Annotated in this window: 20 protein-coding genes and 1 pseudogene; 9 read left to right on the plus strand and 12 right to left on the minus strand. The window is 64.2% G+C overall.

Translation table 11 applies throughout. The annotated features are described in order from the left end of the window. Window positions 1-11: 11 nt before the first annotated feature. Window positions 12-1,046 (minus strand): TRAP transporter substrate-binding protein, encoded by a 1,035-nt coding sequence (locus tag NCT32_RS22220; protein WP_250477589.1) that lies wholly within the window; start codon window positions 1,044-1,046, stop codon window positions 12-14. A gap of 328 nt (window positions 1,047-1,374) precedes the next feature. On the opposite strand from NCT32_RS22220, the gene NCT32_RS22225 reads away from it, so the two are divergent. The 7 genes from NCT32_RS22225 (at window position 1,375) to NCT32_RS22255 (ending at window position 7,846) form a co-directional block, all read left to right on the plus strand. Beyond that, a complete protein-coding gene (locus NCT32_RS22225) occupies window positions 1,375-1,800 on the plus strand; it encodes a MaoC family dehydratase (RefSeq protein ID WP_061118963.1) in 426 nt (141 codons plus the stop codon). A 5-nt stretch (window positions 1,801-1,805) separates the two neighbouring features. Then, entirely contained in the window at window positions 1,806-2,618 is an 813-nt protein-coding gene (locus NCT32_RS22230) for an enoyl-CoA hydratase/isomerase family protein (RefSeq protein WP_061118962.1), read from the plus strand. Further along, on the plus strand, window positions 2,615-3,778 hold the full coding sequence (locus NCT32_RS22235) for an acyl-CoA dehydrogenase family protein (protein ID WP_250490532.1): 1,164 nt from the start codon (window positions 2,615-2,617) through the stop codon (window positions 3,776-3,778). The genes NCT32_RS22230 and NCT32_RS22235 overlap by 4 nt, the downstream gene beginning before the upstream one ends. Window positions 3,779-3,808: 30 nt before the next feature. After that, window positions 3,809-5,002, plus strand: coding sequence for a CaiB/BaiF CoA-transferase family protein (locus NCT32_RS22240; protein WP_061118961.1), 1,194 nt, complete (start codon window positions 3,809-3,811; stop codon window positions 5,000-5,002). After that, window positions 4,999-5,472 carry a MaoC family dehydratase gene (locus NCT32_RS22245; protein WP_061118960.1) on the plus strand — a complete coding sequence of 158 codons (474 nt, stop codon included), beginning with the start codon at window positions 4,999-5,001 and terminating at the stop codon, window positions 5,470-5,472. The genes NCT32_RS22240 and NCT32_RS22245 overlap by 4 nt, the downstream gene beginning before the upstream one ends. 138 nt (window positions 5,473-5,610) lie before the next feature. Beyond that, on the plus strand, window positions 5,611-6,507 hold the full coding sequence (locus tag NCT32_RS22250) for a helix-turn-helix domain-containing protein (RefSeq protein ID WP_061118959.1): 897 nt from the start codon (window positions 5,611-5,613) through the stop codon (window positions 6,505-6,507). 118 nt (window positions 6,508-6,625) lie between these two features. Further along, window positions 6,626-7,846, plus strand: coding sequence for a glycoside hydrolase family 88 protein (locus NCT32_RS22255; protein WP_061118958.1), 1,221 nt, complete (start codon window positions 6,626-6,628; stop codon window positions 7,844-7,846). Window positions 7,847-7,894: 48 nt separating this feature from the next. On the opposite strand, the gene NCT32_RS22260 is transcribed toward NCT32_RS22255, so the two are convergent. From NCT32_RS22260 to NCT32_RS22295, 8 genes and pseudogenes are all read right to left on the minus strand, one after another. Beyond that, the gene (locus tag NCT32_RS22260; protein WP_061118957.1) at window positions 7,895-8,662 is read right to left on the minus strand and encodes a hypothetical protein; all 768 of its coding nucleotides are present in this window, start codon (window positions 8,660-8,662) and stop codon (window positions 7,895-7,897) included. A 324-nt stretch (window positions 8,663-8,986) separates the two neighbouring features. After that, a pseudogene (locus tag NCT32_RS22265) lies at window positions 8,987-10,232 on the minus strand (MFS transporter). Window positions 10,233-10,334: 102 nt separating this feature from the next. Further along, window positions 10,335-10,895 (minus strand): hypothetical protein, encoded by a 561-nt coding sequence (locus NCT32_RS22270; protein WP_061118955.1) that lies wholly within the window; start codon window positions 10,893-10,895, stop codon window positions 10,335-10,337. Between the two features lie 51 nt (window positions 10,896-10,946). Beyond that, a complete protein-coding gene (locus NCT32_RS22275) occupies window positions 10,947-11,684 on the minus strand; it encodes a hypothetical protein (RefSeq protein ID WP_061118954.1) in 738 nt (245 codons plus the stop codon). Window positions 11,685-11,828: 144 nt separating this feature from the next. Then, window positions 11,829-13,211 (minus strand): sigma-54 dependent transcriptional regulator, encoded by a 1,383-nt coding sequence (locus NCT32_RS22280; protein ID WP_061118953.1) that lies wholly within the window; start codon window positions 13,209-13,211, stop codon window positions 11,829-11,831. Then, entirely contained in the window at window positions 13,196-14,680 is a 1,485-nt protein-coding gene (locus tag NCT32_RS22285; RefSeq protein ID WP_250490533.1) for a HAMP domain-containing sensor histidine kinase, read from the minus strand. The genes NCT32_RS22280 and NCT32_RS22285 overlap by 16 nt, the downstream gene beginning before the upstream one ends. Before the next feature lie 186 nt (window positions 14,681-14,866). Continuing rightward, window positions 14,867-15,061 (minus strand): CsbD family protein, encoded by a 195-nt coding sequence (locus NCT32_RS22290; protein WP_061118951.1) that lies wholly within the window; start codon window positions 15,059-15,061, stop codon window positions 14,867-14,869. A 93-nt stretch (window positions 15,062-15,154) separates the two neighbouring features. After that, window positions 15,155-16,072, minus strand: coding sequence for a LysR family transcriptional regulator (locus tag NCT32_RS22295; protein WP_061118950.1), 918 nt, complete (start codon window positions 16,070-16,072; stop codon window positions 15,155-15,157). A gap of 196 nt (window positions 16,073-16,268) precedes the next feature. Here NCT32_RS22295 and NCT32_RS22300 point away from each other — a divergent pair, with 196 nt between their 5' ends. Both NCT32_RS22300 and NCT32_RS22305 read left to right on the plus strand, forming a co-directional pair. Then, entirely contained in the window at window positions 16,269-17,018 is a 750-nt protein-coding gene (locus NCT32_RS22300) for a glucose 1-dehydrogenase (protein ID WP_061118949.1), read from the plus strand. Between the two features lie 187 nt (window positions 17,019-17,205). Then, window positions 17,206-17,997, plus strand: coding sequence for an EAL domain-containing protein (locus tag NCT32_RS22305; protein ID WP_250477591.1), 792 nt, complete (start codon window positions 17,206-17,208; stop codon window positions 17,995-17,997). Window positions 17,998-18,011: 14 nt separating this feature from the next. Here the strand turns inward: NCT32_RS22305 and NCT32_RS22310 are convergent, their stop codons facing one another. The 3 genes from NCT32_RS22310 to NCT32_RS22320 all read right to left on the minus strand — a co-directional run bounded on the left by NCT32_RS22310 (window position 18,012) and on the right by NCT32_RS22320 (window position 20,446). After that, a complete protein-coding gene (locus NCT32_RS22310; protein WP_061118947.1) occupies window positions 18,012-18,926 on the minus strand; it encodes a LysR family transcriptional regulator in 915 nt (304 codons plus the stop codon). Between the two features lie 137 nt (window positions 18,927-19,063). Continuing rightward, window positions 19,064-19,228 (minus strand): hypothetical protein, encoded by a 165-nt coding sequence (locus NCT32_RS22315; RefSeq protein ID WP_250477592.1) that lies wholly within the window; start codon window positions 19,226-19,228, stop codon window positions 19,064-19,066. Window positions 19,229-19,360: 132 nt separating this feature from the next. Beyond that, complete coding sequence (locus NCT32_RS22320; RefSeq protein ID WP_250490534.1) at window positions 19,361-20,446, minus strand: tartrate dehydrogenase; 1,086 nt, start codon at window positions 20,444-20,446, stop codon at window positions 19,361-19,363.

A 20,446-nucleotide genomic window follows, 5' to 3' on the forward strand; every position in this document is an offset into this window, starting at 1 on the left:
GTTCGCGTCCGTCATTTCGATGCGACCGCGGACGCTTGCCTCGCCGTGTTGATCTCCTGATAGAGCGCCGGGCCGTCCGGAATCTTCGCGACCAGTTCGTCGCGCGCGGCCTTGGTGGCTTGCGCCCACGGCGCGGTATCGACGACCGTCACCTGTATGCCCTTGGACTTCATCGTGGCGATCGCGTCGTCGTATTCGTGCTTGTATTCCTTCAGGTCGTAGTCCGCCGCAATCTTCGCCGATTCCTGGAACGCCTTCTGATCCGCGGGCGACAGCTTGTCCCATGACGCCTTGCTCATCGCGAGCACGACCGGCAGATAGTTCACGTGCGTCACATAGAAATGCTTGGCGATATCGGAGAACTTGTCCTGCACGAACTGCTCGGGCGAGGTGTCGGCGCCATCGACGAGACCTTGCGAGAGCGCGAGGAACAACTGGTTATAGGCGAGCGGCGTCGGATTCGCGCCCAGCGCCTTGTAGCCCGCGATATACCCGGGGCTCTGCATCACGCGCACCTTGAGGTCTTTCATATCGGCAAGCGAGGTGACGGGGCGCTTGGTCGTGAAGAGGTTGCGCTCGCCCACCGCGAGCCAGGTGAGTCCGATCATGTTCACCGGCTTCATCATGTCGAGATACTTGCGGCCGACCGGACCTTGCAGCACGCGATTGGCTTCGTCCATGCCGGAGAAAAGATACGGCATGTCGAAGATCTGCCATTGCTTGATGGTGTTGTCGATCGGCGCCTGCGCGGAAATCATCAGGTCCTGCGTGCCGGTGCGCAATGCCTGCGCCATCTGCACTTCGCCGCCGAGCTGCGACTGCGGAAACAACTGGATCTCGATGTGACCATGCGTGCGTGTCGCCACTTCCTTCGCGAACACCTGCGCCGTGAGCTGATAGTGATTGTCGGGCGCGAGCGTATGGCCGAGTTTCATCACGACCTTGTCCTGCGCGATCGCGCTGGACGATGCGGCCACGCACATCGCGGCGAGCGCTGCGCTCATCGCCACGCGCAGCATGTTCTGCGCTTTGAAAAGCGAACTCATGTTGTCTCCTTGCTCGATATGGACACCGCCTCGCGTGTGACGTGCATCGCCCCGATGCTGACTGACGATGAACTTTCACAGGCCGGCGGGTTGAGGCAAGTATTTGTGATCGTGGCGATGATGCGTTAGGACCAGTCTTCGAATTTCTTGGACTTTTTAACGGTGCGCTCGCGCCTCGTGCGAAGCGCTGCAAAAAAGTCCAAAAGATCGCGCGAACCGTCCTACCGGTTCGCCGTGGCCTCTCTTTAAAGTGACTTCCATGCTGGCGGCACGGTGCCGGAACGCACCGTGTCACGTTCATCTCCACCGACAACGAAGACTCATCGACATGGCCAAACGTCCTCATATGGATTGCTATGCAATCGGCGACACCGCCGATTTCGCCAAGACCGTCTCCGAATACGACATCTACGGCTTTGCCGGCATCGTCGGCGATTTTTACGCCGTGCATCTCAACGAGGAATATGCAAAGAGCACGCGCTTCGAGAAGCGTATCGCGCAGGGCTGCCTGTCGGTCGGATTTCTGTCGACGGTGATGGGGTTGATGGCGCAGAAAGCGCCCAGCCCCGGCGCGGTTTCGTATCGCTATGACATCACCTTCAACGCACCGGTGTTCATCGGCGATACGGTTACCGCACGCCTGACGCTCGAGGACAAGGACGAGGAACGCAACGTGTGCGTGTTCGCCGCCGACGTGACCCGCCAGGACGGCGTGGTCGTCGCATCGGGCAAGACTTACCTGAAAGTGCTGTGAAGGCCATGGAGAACAACACGGACCCCGTCCTCGCCTCGCAGCACGGCACCTTGCGGCTCCTGACGCTCAATCGGGCCGACAAGCTCAACGCATTCACGCCCGAGATGCTGGCCGCGCTCACGGCCGCAATCGACGACGCCACGGCCGACGACGCCACGCGCGTGATCGCCGTCACCGGCCGCGGTGCGAAGGCATTCGCGGCCGGCAACGATATAGAACGGCTCGTCTCGCTCGATGGCGTCGCCGCCTATCGCGACATGGTCGCCGGTCAGCGCGCCTTGCTGCGCCTGCACGAGTGCGCGAAGCCGACCATCGCGATGGTCAACGGCTATGCGCTCGGCGGCGGCTTCGAGCTGGCGCTCGCGTGCGACTTCATCGTGGCATCGAATCATGCGAGCTTCGCGTTTCCGGAGATCACGCTCAACACGATGCCCGGCTGGGGCGGCACGCAACTCGCCGTCGCCAAGATGGGGCTCGCGTGCGCCAAGCGCTTCATCATGAGCGGCAGGCGTTTTTCCGCGGCGCAATGCGAGGCGTTCGGCTTCATCCATGAGCTTGCGGCCCCCGATGCGCTTTTCGATGCGGTGCAGTCCCTTGCTGCGACGCTGGCATCCTACGATCCGTTCGCAGTCGAGATGGCCAAACGCGCGTTGAATCGCGCGAGCGACATGCCGTTGTCGGCGGGACTCGATTTCGAAGCCGCGCAATACGCGGTCAACTTTTCGAGCGAAGGCGCGCGCGCCGGGCTGCGCCAATTCATGGAACAGAAGCTCACCCGGCGCACGGCGCGCCCCAACCCGGCACCGCTCACACCATGATGACAAGCCTGAAGCAGCCGCACTGGCTCGGCGAACAGCACGCGATGATCCGCGAAGCGGTGCGACGCTTCGCCGAAAAGGAAATCGCGCCGCAGTCGGAAACGCTCTGGGAACAGGAGGCGTTTCCCTACACGCTATGGCGTCAGGCTTGCGAACTCGGCTTCACGGGTTTGCCCTATCCCGAACAATTCGGCGGCGGCGGTGGCGACTGGCTGTCGTTCGTCATCGTGCTGGAGGAACTCGCGCGCGTGGATTGCGCCGTCGCCAATGCGCTGATGGCCAATGCGACGGTCGCGAGCCTGCTGACCAACTATGGCACGAGCGCTCAGAAAGAGCGCTTCCTGAAGCCCATCCTCGATGGCACGCAGATCGGGGCCATCGGCCTTTCCGAGCCGGACGCCGGATCGGATGCGGCCAACATCGCCACGCGCGCGCGTTTCGACGGCGAGCGCTGGGTCATCGATGGCGCGAAGACGTTCATCAGCAATTCGGGCACGGAGATAGGCGGCCCCACGGTGATCGCGGCGGTGACGGGCACGCGTCCCGATGGCCGCAAGGAGATTTCCAACTTCGTCGTGCCGCAGGGAACGCCGGGGTTCAGCAAGGGCCGCAAGCTGCGCAAGATCGGCTGGCGCGCTTCGATCACGCATGAGCTGTTCTTCGAGCAGTGCGCGATTCCCGCCGATCAACTGCTCGGCGAACGCGGCGCGGGCCTGCGTCAGACGCTCGCGCAGATCAGCACGGGCCGCATTCTCATCGGCGCGCTCGCGCTCGGCATCTTGCAAGGCTCGCTCGATCGTTCCATCGCATACATGAAGGAGCGTCGCGCGTTCGGGCGGCCCCTGGCCGAGTTTCAGGGACTGCAATTCAAGGTCGCCGACATCGCGACCCATGCGCATGCTGCACGCCTCATGCTCTACGACGCGGCCGCGCTCAAGGGTGCGGGCGCGCCCTTCGATACGCAGGCGTCGCAGGCGAAGCTCTTCGCCTCGGAACACGCGATGACGGCGGCGCACCAGGCCTTGCAGATCCACGGCGGCTACGGCGTGATGGCCGAGTTTCCGGTCGCACGCGCGTTCGGCGATGCGAAGGTGCTCGAGATTGTCGAAGGAACGTCGGAAATACAACGCATGATCATCGCGCGCACGCTGCTCGCGTGAATTCGCGCTGAAACATCGAGGGGAGTGTTTATGCTGGAAGGCATCAAGGTACTGAGTTTCACGCACTTCTTGCAAGGCCCAGCCGCCGTGCAGATGCTCGCCGATGTCGGCGCCGACGTGATCAAGATCGAGCCGCCCGGCGGCGCATTCGAGCGTAGCTGGACCGGGGCGGATGCGTTCGTCGAAGGCGTGAGCGTCTTCTTTCTGCTCGGCAACCGCAATCAACGCAGCATTTCGCTCGATCTTCGCGAGCAAGCCGCGCGCGAGATCGTCTGGCGCCTGATTCGTGAGGCCGATGTCCTGATCGAAAACTATCGGCCGGGCGTGCTCGACAAGCTCGGCTTCGGTTATGCGCAGGTACATGAGGCCAACCCGCGTCTCGTCTACTGTTCGTGCACGGGGTACGGCTCGTCCGGACCTTATCTGAAGCGTCCGGGCCAGGACTTGCTGCTTCAGGCGATGAGCGGCATGACCATGCTTTCCGGCGATGCGGAGTCGCCGCCCACGCCGGTCGGCTCAGCCATCGTCGATCAGCATGCCGCCGTGCTCGCCGCGTTCGGCGTGGTCGCCGCGTTGCAGTCGCGCGAGCGCACGGGCGTCGGTACGCGCGTCGAGAGCAACCTGCTCAACGCCGCGCTCGATCTTCAGATCGAGCCGTTCACGTACTACATGAACAAGGGGCCGCTGTGGCCGCGCACGCATCCGCCTACCGGCAGCCGTTTCCACCCGGCGCCGTATGGCGTGTACCGGACGCGGGACGGCTACATTGCGATGTCGCTCACGCCGACCCAGAAGCTCGCCGGTGCGCTGTCTTGTCCCGCACTCGCCGGGTTCACGCATCCGAAGGACAATGTCATGCGCCGCGAGGAAATCAACCGCCTTGTCTACGACACGCTCACGACGCGCACGACCGAAGAATGGATGCGCATCTTCGAGGAACACGACATCTGGTTCGCGCCGGTCAACGATTACGAACAGGTCGAGCACGATCCGCAAGTCGCGCACAATCAGATGATCATGTCGTTCGAGCACGAGCAGGCCGGCCCGGTGCGCGTGCTGGCGCATCCGGTGCGCTATGACGGCGAGGCGCCGCCTCTGCGCCGGCATCCGCCGAAACACGGACAACATACCCGCGAGGTGCTCGCGGAACTGGGATATACGCCGCAAGAGATCGACGCCTTTGTCGAGGGGCGCATTGCACTGACTTCGAGGAGAGACGCATGAGCGCACAACCGAACAACTGGCCGGCGCTCCTGCGCTTCGACGATATCGAAATCGGCCGCACGCAGGTGGTCGTGCATACGGTCACCGAAGCCGAAGTGAACGCGTTCGGGCATCTGTCCGGCGACCTGAATCCGCTGCACATGGAAGACGCGTTCGCCGAATGCTCGCCCTTCGGCCGGCGCGTGGTGCATGGTCTTCTGACGGCGGCGCTGGTGTCGGCGGCGCATACGGAACTGACGGGGCCGGGTTTCGCGTATGTCGGACAGGAGCTGCGATTTCTCGGGCCGGTGTATATCGGCGATACGGCGACGATCAACGTCTGCGTCGTCGAGAAAAAGCCCGCCAAGCATATTCTCGTGATGGACACGACCGTTCGAAATCAGCACGGCCACGTGGTGTTGAGCGGGCTTTCCGCGTTGAAGGAACTGCGCTTCGACGAAGCAATGATGGCGCGCAACGTCGCGGCATGACCTCGCACGTCGCGCGTCGCATGGTGTAAGTGCCAATTACGCCCCGCTGGCTGCGCGGCTACACTCGTGCAGCGGCCCGCGATCGCGCGGGCATGCTGCAGGCGCGAAGACACATCGCCGACGACGAGGAGGAGACAGTTGGATACCGCATGTTGCTGCCACGTTCCGGTCATCAGGATCGAGGACTACGAATACGGCGCGCACGTCAAGACGCCGGACTTTCATCTCGCGCCGATCGAAGCGCTCAAATCAACGCTCGTCTATCCGCATCGCCATGACTTCTATCACGTCATGTGGGTGATCGCGGGCAGCGGCTCTCACGTGATCGATTCGGTGCGCTACGAAGTGCGCCCGCATACGCTCTATTTCATGACGCCCGGACAGATCCACGATCTCGACCTGTCCGCCGACACGCTCGGCTATTCGATCAGCTTTTCGTCCGAGTTCTTTGCGTTTCGGGTGCAAAACCGTCATACCGCGACCGATGTACCCGTCTATGACTTCGAGCAACTCGGTGCCTGCCTGCATCTGAGCGATGCACAGGTGCGCGAACTGACGCGCGTGATGGACGGCATCCGCCAGGAGTATCAGGAGGAGCAGGTCGGCTACACGGATGCGATCTGGGCCTGGCTGCATGTATTTCTGATCAAGGTTGCGCGCATGTGCGATGCCGCCGCCATGCGCGATGCCGCCGCATCGCGCAGCGTGCTGCTGTCTCGTCGCTTCAAGAGCCTGCTCGAGAAGCACTTTCGATCGGTCAACGAAGCGGCGGACTATGCGCGCCTGCTCAACGTGACCGAACGCGCGCTCAACGAGTCGACCCGTCAGGCGCTCGGCAGCACGGCGCCCAAACTGATCCGCGAGCGCGTGATGCTCGAGGCAAAGCGTTTGCTGCTGCACTCCGAAGTGAATGTCGCCGAGATCGCCGCCATGCTCTCCTTCGACGATCCTGCCTATTTCAGCCGCTGCTTTCGCAAGCACACCGGCCGCTCACCGATCGACTATCGGCGCAGCCTCGAGAAGCTGCATATCTGATTCGTCACGCGCGCCGCGCCGGTGCGGAAATGTCCAACAGTTCACGCGTTTCATCCTAACGCCGTTGCGCAGGGGCTTTTTACAATCGTCCTGCGCATGACGAACTCAAGGAGACACCGTGTCGAACGCAACGCAAACGCTGGCGCTTTCCGACGAACAGACGAGACTGTTTCGCCAGACTCTCGATAAGACCGCGCAGAAAGTCGCCGCCGACGAGCTGACCTTCGGCGTCGAATTTCCGCAAGTGACCGGCCCCGATGGCCAATGGGTGCGTCTGCCCGCCTCGCTTTCCGCAGGCTACGACGGCGACGCATGGAGCCACGGCAACTGGTTCTGCGGCTTCTGGGTAGGGCTCCTGCTGACCTCGTATCTGCATACGGGCGAGACGCGTTTTCTCGAATGGGCGCGTGCCCGCATGTTGCTGGTCGAGCAGCGCGCACAGGACCCGAACACGCACGATATCGGCTTCATCTTCGACAGCAGCGCGGTGCCCGGGCATCACATCACGGGCGACGAACGGTTCGCGCGCATCGCGCTCGAAGCGGCCGACAAGCTGCGTGCGCGGCTCGTGACGACACGCGACGGCGCGTATCTCGCGTCATGGGGCCCGCTTTCCGATGCGCGCGGCCGAAGCGCGTCCGCGATCGACACGATGGCGAATCTGTCCTTGCTCTACTGGGCCGCAAATCACGCCGGCGACGGCAGCTACCGGCACGCCGCCGATGCTCATGCCGAGATGACCGCGCGCGCATTCGTGCGCAATGACGACTCGACTTATCACGCCGTCGAATACGACGTGGAAAGCGGCGCACGCAAGCGCGGCTACACGTTTCAGGGCGCCTTCGACGAATCCGCGTGGAGCCGTGGCCAGGCATGGGCGATCTACGGCTATGTCAACTCCGCGCGCGAGACGGGCAAGCGCACGTATCTCGATCTCGCCGAGCGTCTTGCCGATTACTACCTGCGCCGCCTCGATGGCCGCCAGGTGCCGCCGTGGGACTTCGACGCGACGGGCCGCGATGCGGAGATCAAGGATACGGCCGCTGCTGCGGTAACGGCATCGGCGCTGCTGGAAATGGCGCGTCTGCATCCGGATGCGCAAGCCGCCGCGAAGTGGCAGCGTCACGGTGTGGCGATGCTCGAAGCACTGTGCCGCGACGAGTTCACGAAGGACGGCCAACATGGCCTGCTGCATAACTCGTGCTATTCGAAGCCGCATAACATCGGCGTGGACGGCGCAACCATGTTCGGTGACTTCTTCTTTGTCGAAGCCTTGTGCCGCGTCGTGCATCCGGGCAAGCTGCGCCCGCTCGATGATGCGCGCATTCCGCTTGCCTGAAGGATCAGATGCAAATCCGCCGGGCCGGCCGAACCAGCGAATCGCCGCTCACTGGGCCGACAGATAGAACGCCTGGTCTCGTTGCGGGGTTACGCCGACGACCGTGAGCAGGCCGTTTATGACGGTCGCTTCGACGGACATCGACACGTTATTGAGCGCGCACGACGAACCCGCGAAATTCAGCGTGCCGTCGAGCAGGTGCTTGCCCGTCGATCGCGGTTTGAAGCTGCCGGTGAACGTACAGGCACTTTGCGCGCCTTTCGCTGTGCCGTCCGTGGCGAACGTGATAGTTGAGACCGGCGCAACGCCCGCCCCACTGTTCCACGTGCGCGCGACGTCGCTGATGGCGATCGGCGTGTCGTACGTCGCATTGTAGTTGCCGTTGAAGTTCGTGGCGGTCGTATCCGGCGCGACGAAGAGGCTCGTGGTCGCCGTGAGCGCGCTCTTCGTGGTGAAGTTGCCGGAGAGGGATCCAGCGCGAATCGCGCCAAGTGTGTGGAAGCCGACGGTCGCCGGATCGCTGAATGCGCCGTCGGTTGCCGTCATGATGCCCTCGATCAGCCAGACAAACGAACCGCCCTGCGTAAAGATGCTGTAGTACTGACCGGTTTCGAGAACGATGGTCTGCGCCGCAACCGACTGCGACGAATTCACCGATCCGTACCAGACGCCTTCCGGCAACGCATGGGAAGTCGTAGCGACGCAAGTTTTCTTCAGATTGCTGAGGTCGGACACGCAAGTCTGGTCGTCATTCCCGCCGCCGCAGGCAGCGAGTATCGGCAAAGCGAGCAGCGTGAGCTTCGATACGAGTTTCATGGCGTGTTTTTGGTATTCGGAGTGTGTTCAGGCCGCAACCCTTCGGGACGCGCCGACAATGAGATAACGGAAGATCGACGGAAAACTTTAGTGCGGGAGAGCGCGTTGACGGGTTCAGGCATTGGCCATCAACTGAAGCGGCGACGTCACCGGAGCCGTGAGCGGCACGACACGCCAGGCGATCGACTCACGAAGGCGTCACCGCCCGTGCTCGCGTTTCATTTGCCGTTCGAAAGCGCACGGCGAACCAGATGCATCAGCAAGAAGAGCTTGCGCGGCGAGCCTTTCGCACGGTTCACGGCAAGCACGCGAGAAAAATCGGATTCATGTGGCAAGCGACGGATCGTTGGCGGAATCGCGGCAATTGCCGCACGCTTTCTTGAGCGATGCGCCGAAGCAGAGCCACAGCGCGAGCGAGCCCGTCGATACGGCGCCCAGTGCGAGAAACGCCCTCACATAGCCGAAATGTTGTGCGAGCGCGCCGCCCAGCGCGGGGCTGAGCGCGGCACCGATGCCCTGCACCGTCATCACGACGCCCTGCCCGACATTGACGCGCCCGGTGCCTTGCAGCAAACGCACGACGAGCGCGGGAACAGCCACGCTTTGCAGCCCCGCGCCGATGCCGTCGAGCGCCTGCACGGGCCACACCCCCCATGCCGTGATGAAGATCGCCGCGACGAGTCCGCGCAGCGGCAGCGCAAGGAAAGTGATCAAAATGACGCCCCAGTAGCCGGCGCGTTGAATCAGCCGGTTCGCGAAGAATGCCGCGGCGACCATCACGAGTTGCGCGACCACGATCGTCTGCGCGGTGAAGGCGCTCGGATCGCCCTGATGCGCGGCGACGACGGCGAGGCCATAGAGCGGCAGCATGGCCGCATTGCCGAGGTGGAACATCGCGAGCGCGGCGGCGAGCAACAGCAACGGCCTGCACGCGAGCAACATGCGAAAGCCGCTCGCGTGCTCATGCTCCGAAGAAGACGACGAAGACGACGAGGCGACGAGGCCGCGCGCGCTGTCGTGATCGATCGAATCCCGGCTGATGAGCAGCGTCGAGAGGACCGTCATCGCACCGAATACGCCCGCGAGCGCGAACACCGCACCGAATCCGAAGCGCCAGCCGAGCCAGCCCGAAAAGCGCCGCGCCCACGACGTTGCCGGCGTGATTCGCCATCTGATTGCGCGCGAACTGCCGGTCGAAGCCGCGCTCGCGCACGATGCCGAGCGTCACGCCCGCGACCGCCGGCCCGAGCGCGGCACCGGTCACCGCCGTGAGGACCTGCGAGGCGGCGACCATCCAGAAGTCGTGCGACACCCACAGCGCGAGCGAAGCGAGCGTCGTCATGACGCCCGCAGCCACGATGAGGCGGCGCTTGTGATGCGTCGCATCGACGAGTGCGCCCGCCGGCGACGTCGTGAGCATGCCGGCGATGCCGCCGAGGGTCATCACCGTACCGATCGACTCGGGATGCCAGCCCTGCGCCTGCAGAAAGACGCCGAGAAAAGGGCCGATCCCCGCCTGGACATCGGCCATGAAGAAGTTGAGTCCTTCGAGTGCATAGAGAGGATTCATGGGCCGGTCATCCGCGACGTCTGTTCTTGTCGGGCTCGAGTTGCAAGCCTGTTTGCTTCGGGTTGCCCCCGGACGCGCTCACGGCCGGCAGCTTGTGTTGCGTCAGCCGGCGACCGGTGCGTCGATGAGCTCGGCGATCTCATCCACTTCGATCGTCCGCCCATGACGGTTCCGAATGCCGTGCCCCCACGCGTGTACGTGCGCGCCCGGCGCGAGATACGCCGCGAGTTCGGCGGCGGCATGCGGCGGCATCCGCAGCGATGTGCCTTCGTCGAGCAACGCGCCGCGCAGCTCGCCCTTCGGCCCGAAGAGCGACAGCACCACTTCGCCGAGCGCGTCCATCGGCTTGTGTTCGACGTACGGTTTGTGATGCTTTTCGCCGTCGTGATGCGGGCCTTCGTCCAGAATGACCTTGCCGTTCTTCGTCGCGAGCGAGACCGCCGCGATCATGTCCGCGCCGCGCGGCTTCACGCCGCGCACGCGAACCTCGTCGCCCACGGCGACCTGTCGCGCGATCTGTGGCGACAGATGAGGCGGAAAATGAACCTGCAGCGCCTGCCGCGCGCCGAGTACGATCCCGTCGATTTCACCGTGCGGGTTCAATAGAAAACGCGTCACCGTGCCGCGCGTTTCGGGAAGGCTTTCGGGGTCGATCCAATGCATGTCGTTGATCCTCGGTTGATGTCGATGAAAGCGTGTCGGCAGCCGACGCGCTCATGGGCCGGGCGCAACGCGGTCGTAGAGCCGGGTCAGGTTGCCCGGCGAACCGAACGACGTCGCCTGGAGCGCGGTGCCGTACTGGTTGCGCGTGCCGTAGCCTTGCGCGGACACGCGCGCGCCCGATTGAACGAGCCTCGGGAATTGCTGGGCGACGGGAGGCGTGAGCTTGATGACGGTGCCATCCGCGAGAATCACGCCGTCGGGCTCGCCGCGTGGCGCGGTGGTGATGTGCGCCACTTGTCCCTGCGCGCTCAGGCGTGAAAGGCCGGCGCCGCGCAGCTCACGCGGCAGCGTGCCCGGCAAGGGCGGCTGATCGGTGAGTTGCTGGCCGCTGCGTGCATCGGTGATGCGTTGCGCCTCGAGATTGCCGCCCGCAACGCGCCATCCGTCGATCTGCACGCTGTCACCCGGGCGTATCGCCGACGTGAGCTGGGCGCTCATATGCGGCGGGAAGTGAACGAGCGCGCCGTCGCCGGTCAGGAAGCCGTCGACATCGCCGTCCGGGTTGATGAGAAAGCGCGAAACCGTGGCTTGCGCGCTGACGGCCGTCCCTTCCACGAGCGGAGCCGCGCCGATGCGGGGCGCAGGCGGCGGCGCCAAGCCCGCTGCCGCAACAGGCGGTTCAGTCTGAGCAACGCAGCCCGCGCTCGTCGCCAGCAGCGCGACGAGATTGATCGCGCTCAGGACGCGTGCGGTGTCGCGGCGGACTCGCTTCGTCGATGTCGATTGCATGATTCACTCCCTCACATGGCGTGGAGGGATGTGCAAAGGCTATGCCATGGGACGAAAAACGTTGCTGGTCAAGGAATCGGCGGGATGAGGCAAGGAATGGTGTCAAGCGATCGGACGCCAGGTGTCCGATCGCTTGACACTCGCTCAGGCATCGGCGCCGGATATCCCGAGGCTCGCGAGCCGCGTATAGAGCGATTGACGGCTGATGCCGAGCCTGCGTGCCGCCTCGGCGCGATTGCCGTCGGTGAGCGCGAGGGCGCGCGCAATCAACGCGCGTTCGAGTTGCGCGAGTGCGTCGTTGAGCGGAAGTTCGGCGAGGCTGACTGGGATTGCGTCATTGCCGCCGGCGGTCGTGTCGACGAGGAAAGCGAAGTCCTCGCGCGTGAGCAACGCACCCGGCGCGAGTGCGCTCGCCCGCTCGATCGCGTTCGCCAGTTCACGCACGTTGCCGGGCCAGCCGAAGGTGACGAGCATGCGCTGCGCATCGGCTGAGAGCCGCTTGTGCGCCGCATCGGGCGATGCCCCCGGAGTAGACAGGAAATGCTCCGCGAGCGGGAGGATATCCGCTACGCGCTCTCGCAGGGGCGGCAAGTGCAGCGGGATCACGTTCAGCCGATACAGCAGATCCTGCCGGAATGTTCCCGCCGCGACCATCGCCGCCAGATCGCGATGCGTCGCGGCGACAATGCGCACATCGACAGCGACGGGCCGGTTCGTGCCGAGCGGCGTGACCTGCCGTTCCTGAAGCACGCGCAGCAGCTTGGCCTGCATGGCGAGCGGCATGTCACCGACTTCATCGAGGAAGAGCGTTCCGCCGTGCGCCTCCTCGAAACGCCCTCGCCGCTCCGCATGTGCGCCGGTGAACGCGCCTTTGCCATGCCCGAAGAGCTCGCTTTCGAGCAAGTCCTCCGGTATCGCCGCGCAGTTCACGGCCACGAACGGCCTGCCCGCCCGCGCCGATGCGCGATGCAGCACGCGCGCCGCCACTTCCTTGCCCGTGCCCGTCTCCCCGGTGATGAGCACGGTCGAGCGGGTTCCCGCCGCGCGGCCCAGGCGCTTTTGCACGTCGCGCATGGCATCGCTCACGCCGAGCAGTTGCGGCTCGCAGGACGACGGTTCGTCCGCGAAGGCCGACGTTGCGGCGACAGGCGCATCGGGATGCGCCGCGAGCATGCGTCCGAGCAGCACCGCGATCTCGTCACGGCCGACGGGTTTGGTCAGGTGCTCGAACGCGCCGAGCCGCATCGCGCCGATGGTGTTGTCGCTCGTCGCATGCGCGGTCAGCATCACGACAGGCACGTGCTGCAGGCCCTCCATGCCGCGCAGCGATTCGAGCACGGCGAGACCGTCCGCGCCCGGCAGACGAAAGTCCAGAAAGATGCAGTCGGGCGCTCCGCGCTCGCGCAAGTGTTCCAGCGCCGCTTCGCCCGAGCGCGCTTCGAGCGGCGTGTGGCCGAGATCCTGCACGGTTTCGGCGAGGCCTTCGCGAAAGGCATCGTCGTCGTCGATGATCAGTATGGTCGCCATGGCAAGGCGATCACGAAGCATGTCACCTCTGAATCCTCGGCGAGATACGCGCGGCCTCCATGTGCCGACGCGATCTCGCGCACCACGGCGAGGCCGAGACCGGAGCCATCGGGCCGGCCCGTCACGAAAGGCTCGAAAATACGCTCGCGCTCGGCTGCGCTCACGCCGGGACCATCGTCCATCACTTCCAGCCGGAGGCGTTCGCCCTCTGTCCATCGTGCGCCCGTCGCGCGCACCGTCACGTGACCGCCCGGCGGCGCGTGGCGCAGCGCATTCACGATCAGGTTGTCGAGCGCACGCGCCAGTTGCGCGGGATCGAAGACGGGCTGCATCGCGCCCGTTTCGATCACCGCCCGCAACGCTATGTCGCGGTTCGCCGCGCCCGGTTCATGCGTATGCACGATGTCGCCGAGCCACGCGTGCAGATCGACTGCGCGCGCGTTCACGGTCACCGGCTGCGTGAGCGCGAGCAGACTGGTCACCTGCGCCTCGATGCGCCCCACCTGCTCGATGATCGTTCGCAGCGCGGCTTCGCGGCGCACGCTGTCGCCGGCGAGCGCGTTTTCTGCCTTGAGACGCATCGCGCCCGCGGGGTTGCGGATCTCGTGCGCAATCTGCGCGGCCATCTTGCCGAGCGCGCCGAATCGTTCGGCCTGCGCCAGCTGCGTGCCAAGCGCACTCGCCTCGCGCTGGAGGCGCTCGGCGCGCTCGACATAGCGATTGAGCGCATCGACGATAAGGTCCAGATCGCGCTCGCCGAGCCGTTCGAGCCGCCTGCCCTGCTCGAATCCGCCATCGGGCGCGAGCGCCTGTTCCAGCCGCGCGAGGTTGCGTCTCCAGCGCCTGAGCGCTACGGCCAGAAACAACGCCAGCACGACGATGATTGCGAGCACCCCGACCAGAATGGTCGCGGCACGCTCGCCGTACGGTCCGAGCGGCGGCCGCGCGCGCGTGAGCATCCACGCCAGCAGGCCCGCGTGGCGCGGCACGGGGCAAGCGACGGCGATGACGGCATCCGCACCGCTCGATACGACATCGACCTGCATCTGGCCCGCGCCCCCCGCTTTCCTCAGCGTGCGCAGAATGAGCGGCGTCTCGGCCTCGGGAATATCGCGCTTCACGCCGCTGCCTTCGTAGGTAGGAAACGCATAGGCCAGAAAGCCGCTGGGCGTGCCGGCCGCCGCCGTGCCGTTCCAGAAACCGCCTTCGATGCCATCGGTGCGGATCAGCACGAGATCAAGCACGGCGTGCATGAGATCGATGTTGGTTTCGCCGGGGCGCTGCATCGACAGATCGTAGCGCGATGCGACCGCCGTGCAGGCCGCAGCCGCCTGCTGCTTCGCGGTCGTGACGCGCTCGCCGAGCGCTGACGAAAGCATGAGCCACACGACCGCCGTCAGGAGGCCGCACAAAATGGCGACGAGAATCCAGAGCGCGAAGAGCTGAGTCGAGAACGACGGTCGCGGCATGAAGAGCCTGAACGCTGAGGGAGTTGGCGACTGTGCAAGCAAGTCTCTCGCCACCGTCTCGCCTTTCATCGTGTGAATACGGGCGGCTGACAGCGCTCCGAAAGTAAAAAAACGCCCGCGGGAAGCGGGCGCTCACGCTGCGCCGGGCCGCGCCATCGACGCGGCCCGGCTTCACGGGCCGGCAAGTCAGGGCTTCGCCGTGTCGTCAGTGGCGTCCTTCAGATCCTCTTTGGCGTCACCGAGATCCTTGCGTGCTTCGCCCTCGACCTGCTGGGCGTCGCCTTTTGCCTCCTGCACGGGGTCATCCGTCACCTTGCCGACGCCTTCGTTGATCTTACCTTTGACCTTCTCCCCGACGCCCTTCACCTGATCCTCATTCATGATCGCTCTCCGATATGCCCGCAATATGCAGGCGTAACCCTCCCCGCGCAAAAAGGATGCCGCGTCGTGGCCGGCAACGATCGTCGAATCAGGCTAGCGCCGGTCCGTACCGCGCACCCCGGCGGGAAAGCACGCCAGCAGCCAGTCGACGAACACCCGAAGCCTGTGTGTCACGTGACGGTTGTTCGGATACACGACATGGAACGGATAAGGCGGCGGACGCCATTTCTTCAGGATCTCCACGAGCGACCCATCGCGAATAGCCGGATTGGCGGCGTAGGCAAAGGTTTGAACGATGCCCAGTCCCGCGATGGAAGCCGCAAGATGCGCGTTGCTTTCGTTGATCCCGATATGACGCTGCGCCTGTATCTCGATCCTGTCGCCGTCACGCTCGAACCGGAATGGCATTGCCTTGCCGTTTTGCGGTGACAGGTAGCTGATCAATTTATGCCCGTTCTTCAGTTCCTCGGGGTAGGCGGGAACGCCGAACTGCTTAAGATATTTCGGCGTGGCGCATGTGACCATCACGGCATCGCCGATATGACGCGCGATGAGCGACGAGTCGTCCAACGGCCCGCCACGGATGACACAGTCGACGTTATCGCTTATCAAGTCCACCGGGCGATCGGACACGCCCAGATCGATCCTGATGTCCGGATAACGCGCGATGAAATCCGAAAGCAATGGAATCAGCACGTTTCGCGCGGGCAATCCGCCTACATCGACGCGCAGACGGCCGCGCGGATTGCTTCGTGCAACACTGAACGACGAGTCGATATCTTCGAGGTCTCTGAGAATACGCGTCGCCTTCGCGTAATAGTCTTGGCCTTCCGGCGTTACCGTGACCCGTCGCGTCGTCCGCTGTAACAGCCGCACGCCCAGATGCGCTTCGAGTTCCTGAACCAGCTTGCTCATCGTCGCGTTGGGCATATCGAGCGAGTCCGCCGCGCGCGTGAAGCTGCCCGCCTCGACCACGCGGGAGAAAGCGCGCATTGCCAGCAATTGATCCATTCGATTCGCGTCCCGTAGATGATCCGCGCCGATTATACATACGCGTGCATAGTCAATTCATTATTCACCATTTATCAAAAAACTCACCGCCGCTAAAGTTCACCCATGCCCAACGCGACTCGCATCGGAAGACCTTGAAGGCGCGACGCAACGGGCAAATCCTGGCACTTTCTAAAACTTCGAACTGGAGCAAGTCATGAACACGCAACTGAACGGAAAGATCGCGCTCGTCACCGGCGGCAGCACGGGCATCGGTCTCGCGGCGGCAAAGGAACTCGTGGAGCAAGGCGCGCGCGTATTCATTACGGGTCGCCGTCAGGCCGAACTGGATGCAGCCGTAGCCGCCATCGGCCCGTCGGCCACCGCGATTCGCGCGGATGCATCGGTGTTGTCCGACCTGGATGCCGTGTACGCCCAAATCGCCGAAACAGCGGGCAAGCTCGATGTCCTGTTCGCCAATGCGGGCGGTGGAGACATGATGCCGCTGGGCGCGATCACCGAAGAGCACTTCGATCGTATCTTCGACACGAATGTGCGCGGCGTGCTGTTCACCGTGCAGAAGGCGTTGCCGCTGCTCGTCGACGGCGCATCGGTCATTCTGACTTCGTCGATCACGTCCGTCACGGGGACCGCCAGCTTCAGCGTCTACAGCGCCAGCAAGGCGGCAGTCCGGAATTTCGCCCGGTCGTGGGCGCTCGATCTGAAAGATCGCGGCATCCGCGTCAACGTCGTCAGCCCCGGACCCGTCCGGACGCCGGGCCTGGGCGGTCTCGTGCCCGATGAAGCGCGTCAAGGCCTGTACGACGCGCTCGCCTCGCAAGTGCCGCTCGGCCGCCTCGGCGAACCCGAGGAAATCGGCAAGGCAGTCGCCTTCCTCGCATCCGAATCGGCGAGCTTCATCAACGGCATCGAACTTTTCATCGACGGCGGCATGGCTCAGGTTTGAGACACGGCTCGCGCGGCCCATGCGCTCGCTGATTCGCCGCGACTCATCGAGTGAGCGCGTGCAACACGAAGCGCATGGGCTTGCTGCCTTGCCGTTCGTGCCGGGCTCAAGATCCGCGTGCGTCGTCCGTTAAACAGGAGCAGGCCCGCACAACGGGTTCCCTCGTTGCACTGATCGAGCACCACGCATGACGAAGACGTCCGACGCAAGCATCCCTGAAATATTGGCTCCGAACCGTGGCTGTGCCGGTTGCAAAAGCGACACAGCCACGCCGTTCGAGTTCGCATTCGCCTTCCAGCCGATCGTCGATATGGCCGCCGGCCGCGCATACGCGCACGAAGCGCTCGTGCGCGGGCCGAACGGCGAGTCGGCGGGATCGGTGCTCGCGCAGGTCGACGCGACCAATCGCTATCACTTCGACCAGCGGTGCCGGACAACCGCGATCGCCCAGGCCGCCGCGTTGAGCATGGACGGGTTTCTGTCGATCAACTTCATGCCGAACGCCGTCTACCGGCCGGAAGCCTGTATCCGCAGCACGCTCGAGGCGGCCGAGCGGCACGGCTTTCCGATCGAGCGGATCATCTTCGAGACGGTCGAGGGCGAGAACATCATCAGCCGGCCGCATCTGGTCGACATATTCCGCGCGTACAAGCGCTTCGGCTTCCAGACCGCCATCGACGACTTCGGCGCGGGCTATTCCGGCCTCACCCTGCTGGCGGACTTTCAACCCGATCTGATCAAGCTCGACATGGAGCTCGTGCGCGGAATCGACACGGATTTCGTGCGCCAGCGGATCGCGTGCGGCGTGCTTGCAATATGCCGCGACCTGGGAATCCGGGTCATTGCCGAAGGGATCGAAACGCGTGGAGAGCGAGATTTCTTCGCAGCGAACGGCGTGACGCTGATGCAGGGCTATTTTTTTGCGAGGCCTGCGTTCAAGGCGGTCCCTGATATCGACCCGGCGATGTTCGCGGCTTGAGGAAGACTGACGCGTCAGCGACGGCCCGTCGGCGCGAATTCTGTGGCCTTCACGGCTTCGGCAAGATAGTCCACGAACGACGCGATGCGCGCGGAGATCGCCGTGTTGCGATAGTAGACGGCGCTGATCGGTTGCCGTACTTCCTGCGTTTGACGCGCGAGGATCTGCACGAGCTTGCCGTCGCGCCGATCGCGCAGCGTCATGAAGTCAGACAGACACACGATGCCCGCGCTCTCCAGCGCGAGATGCCGCAGCGTCTCGCCGCTCGATGAAGCGATGCTCGGCGTGATCCGGTATGGCTCGTCGTCGTGCCCCGAAAGCGGCCAGACATTGAGCGATTCGGGCTGCGTGAAGCCGAGCAGAGAGTGATTCGCGAGTTCGTCGACGCGCTTCGGAAGACCGTGAGTCTCGAGATACCGCGGCGTCGCGAGCACCCGAATGCGGCTGCTGCCGATCGGGCGGCTGTGCAGCGTCGAATCCTTCAGCCTGCCGATGCGAATTGCAACATCGGTGCGGCGCTCCAGCAGATCGATCACGCCTTCATTGCTGTTCAACTCGAGCTCGACATGCGGATAGCGCTCCCGATATCCCGCGACGAGCGGCACGATCACATGCAGCATGAACGGCGTCGCGGCATCGACGCGCAGCAGCCCCGAAGGCCGCTCGCGGCGCGCGGCGATCTGTTCCTCGGCGCTTTCCACCGCGCCGATGATCTCGCGCGCACTCTGCAGGAAGCTCTTGCCCTCCTCCGTCAGCTCGAGACGCCGCGTGGTTCTGCGCAGTAGCGTCGTCTGCAGCTTCTCTTCGAGCCGTCCGAGCGTGCGGCTCGCACCGGATACCGTCTGATCGAGTTGTTGCGCCGCCGCCGTGATGGAGCCTGTGTCGACTACCGTCGCAAAGGTTTGAAGCTCGTCGAGAGTGACTTTCATCGTTGACTTTAATTCAAGAGTAATCCCTTTATATCGCGGGTTTTACGCAAGAGTAAAGTCGGCGTGTCGTGGTGAGGGCGCTAAAAGCCTGAAGACGTTTCGGGCCCGGGACTTTCGTTCCCGGGCCCGCCTTGCTACTACCACTTCGCGCTCTTATGGCGATTGCGTCCGATCGCGTCCCACAGCTTGCGCGCCTGCTTCTGCACCGACTTCGCGTGGTCCTCGTGGTGAGGCTCCGCGTCACCGGTGTGAGCAGCCGTGGCGCCGCGTTTCGGGCGCTTGAACATGTCGGCGAATCTCATCGCAACCTCCTTTCGCGGCAAGCACACCGCAAAAACAGTTTACTCCGGCTAGCGCCGGCTTCGAAGGGGTAGCGGTACTTCGTGAGTCGGGCCCCGTCCGTCTGCGCGTTCTGCTCGCGGCCCCGGCTCCTTTCAGGCGGCGTGAGCCGCTCTCGTGCCGATCAGCGCGCACACGGCATCGGTCACTTGCGCGGTCGTCGCGACGCCGCCGAGGTCGCGCGTGTGCAGCGACTTGTCGGAGGTCACGGCTTCGATCGCCTGCATCACGCGGTTCGCGGCGTCGAATTCGCCGAGATGTTCCAGCAGCATCACGACCGACCAGAACGTGCCGACCGGATTCGCCAGGCCGTGGCCCATGATGTCGAAGGCGGAACCGTGAATCGGCTCGAACATCGACGGATAGCGGCGCTCCGGATCGATGTTGCCAGTCGGCGCGATGCCGAGGCTGCCCGCGAGCGCGGCGGCGAGGTCGCTGAGAATATCGGCATGAAGGTTCGTGGCGACGATCGTATCGAGCGACGCGGGCCGGTTGACCATGCGCGCGGTCGATGCGTCGACCAGTTCCTTGTCCCATTTGACGTCGGGAAATTCTTTCGCGATTTCGCCGGCAATCTCGTCCCACATGACCATCGCGTGACGCTGCGCGTTGCTCTTCGTGATGACCGTCAGCAGCTTGCGCGGACGCGCCTGCGCGAGTTTGAATGCAAAACGCATGATGCGTTCGACACCGGCGCGCGTGAGGATCGAAACATCGGTCGCGGTCTCGATCGGATGGCCCTGATGCACGCGGCCGCCGACGCCCGAATATTCGCCTTCCGAGTTTTCGCGCACGATCACCCAGTTCAGGTCTTCCGGCTTGCAGCGCTTGAGCGGCGCGTCGATGCCCGGCAGGATGCGCGTCGGGCGCACGTTGGCGTACTGGTCGAGCCCCTGGCAGATCTTCAGACGCAGGCCCCACAGCGTGATGTGATCGGGCACGTCCGGGTCGCCCGCCGAGCCGAACAGGATCGCGTCCTTGTCGCGAAGGGCGTCGAGGCCATCGGCGGGCATCATCACGCCGTGCTCGCGGTAATAGTCCGCGCCCCAGTCGAAATTCTCGAACTGGAATGCAAAATCATGCGTGCTGCGTGCCAGCGCCTCCAGCACTTGACGGCCAGCGGGCACGACCTCCTTGCCGATGCCGTCGCCAGGAATGGTCGCGATGCGATAGGTCTTCAT

Origin of the sequence: Caballeronia sp. INML2 (assembly GCF_023631365.1) — a bacterium.
Lineage (GTDB): Bacteria > Pseudomonadota > Gammaproteobacteria > Burkholderiales > Burkholderiaceae > Caballeronia > Caballeronia turbans.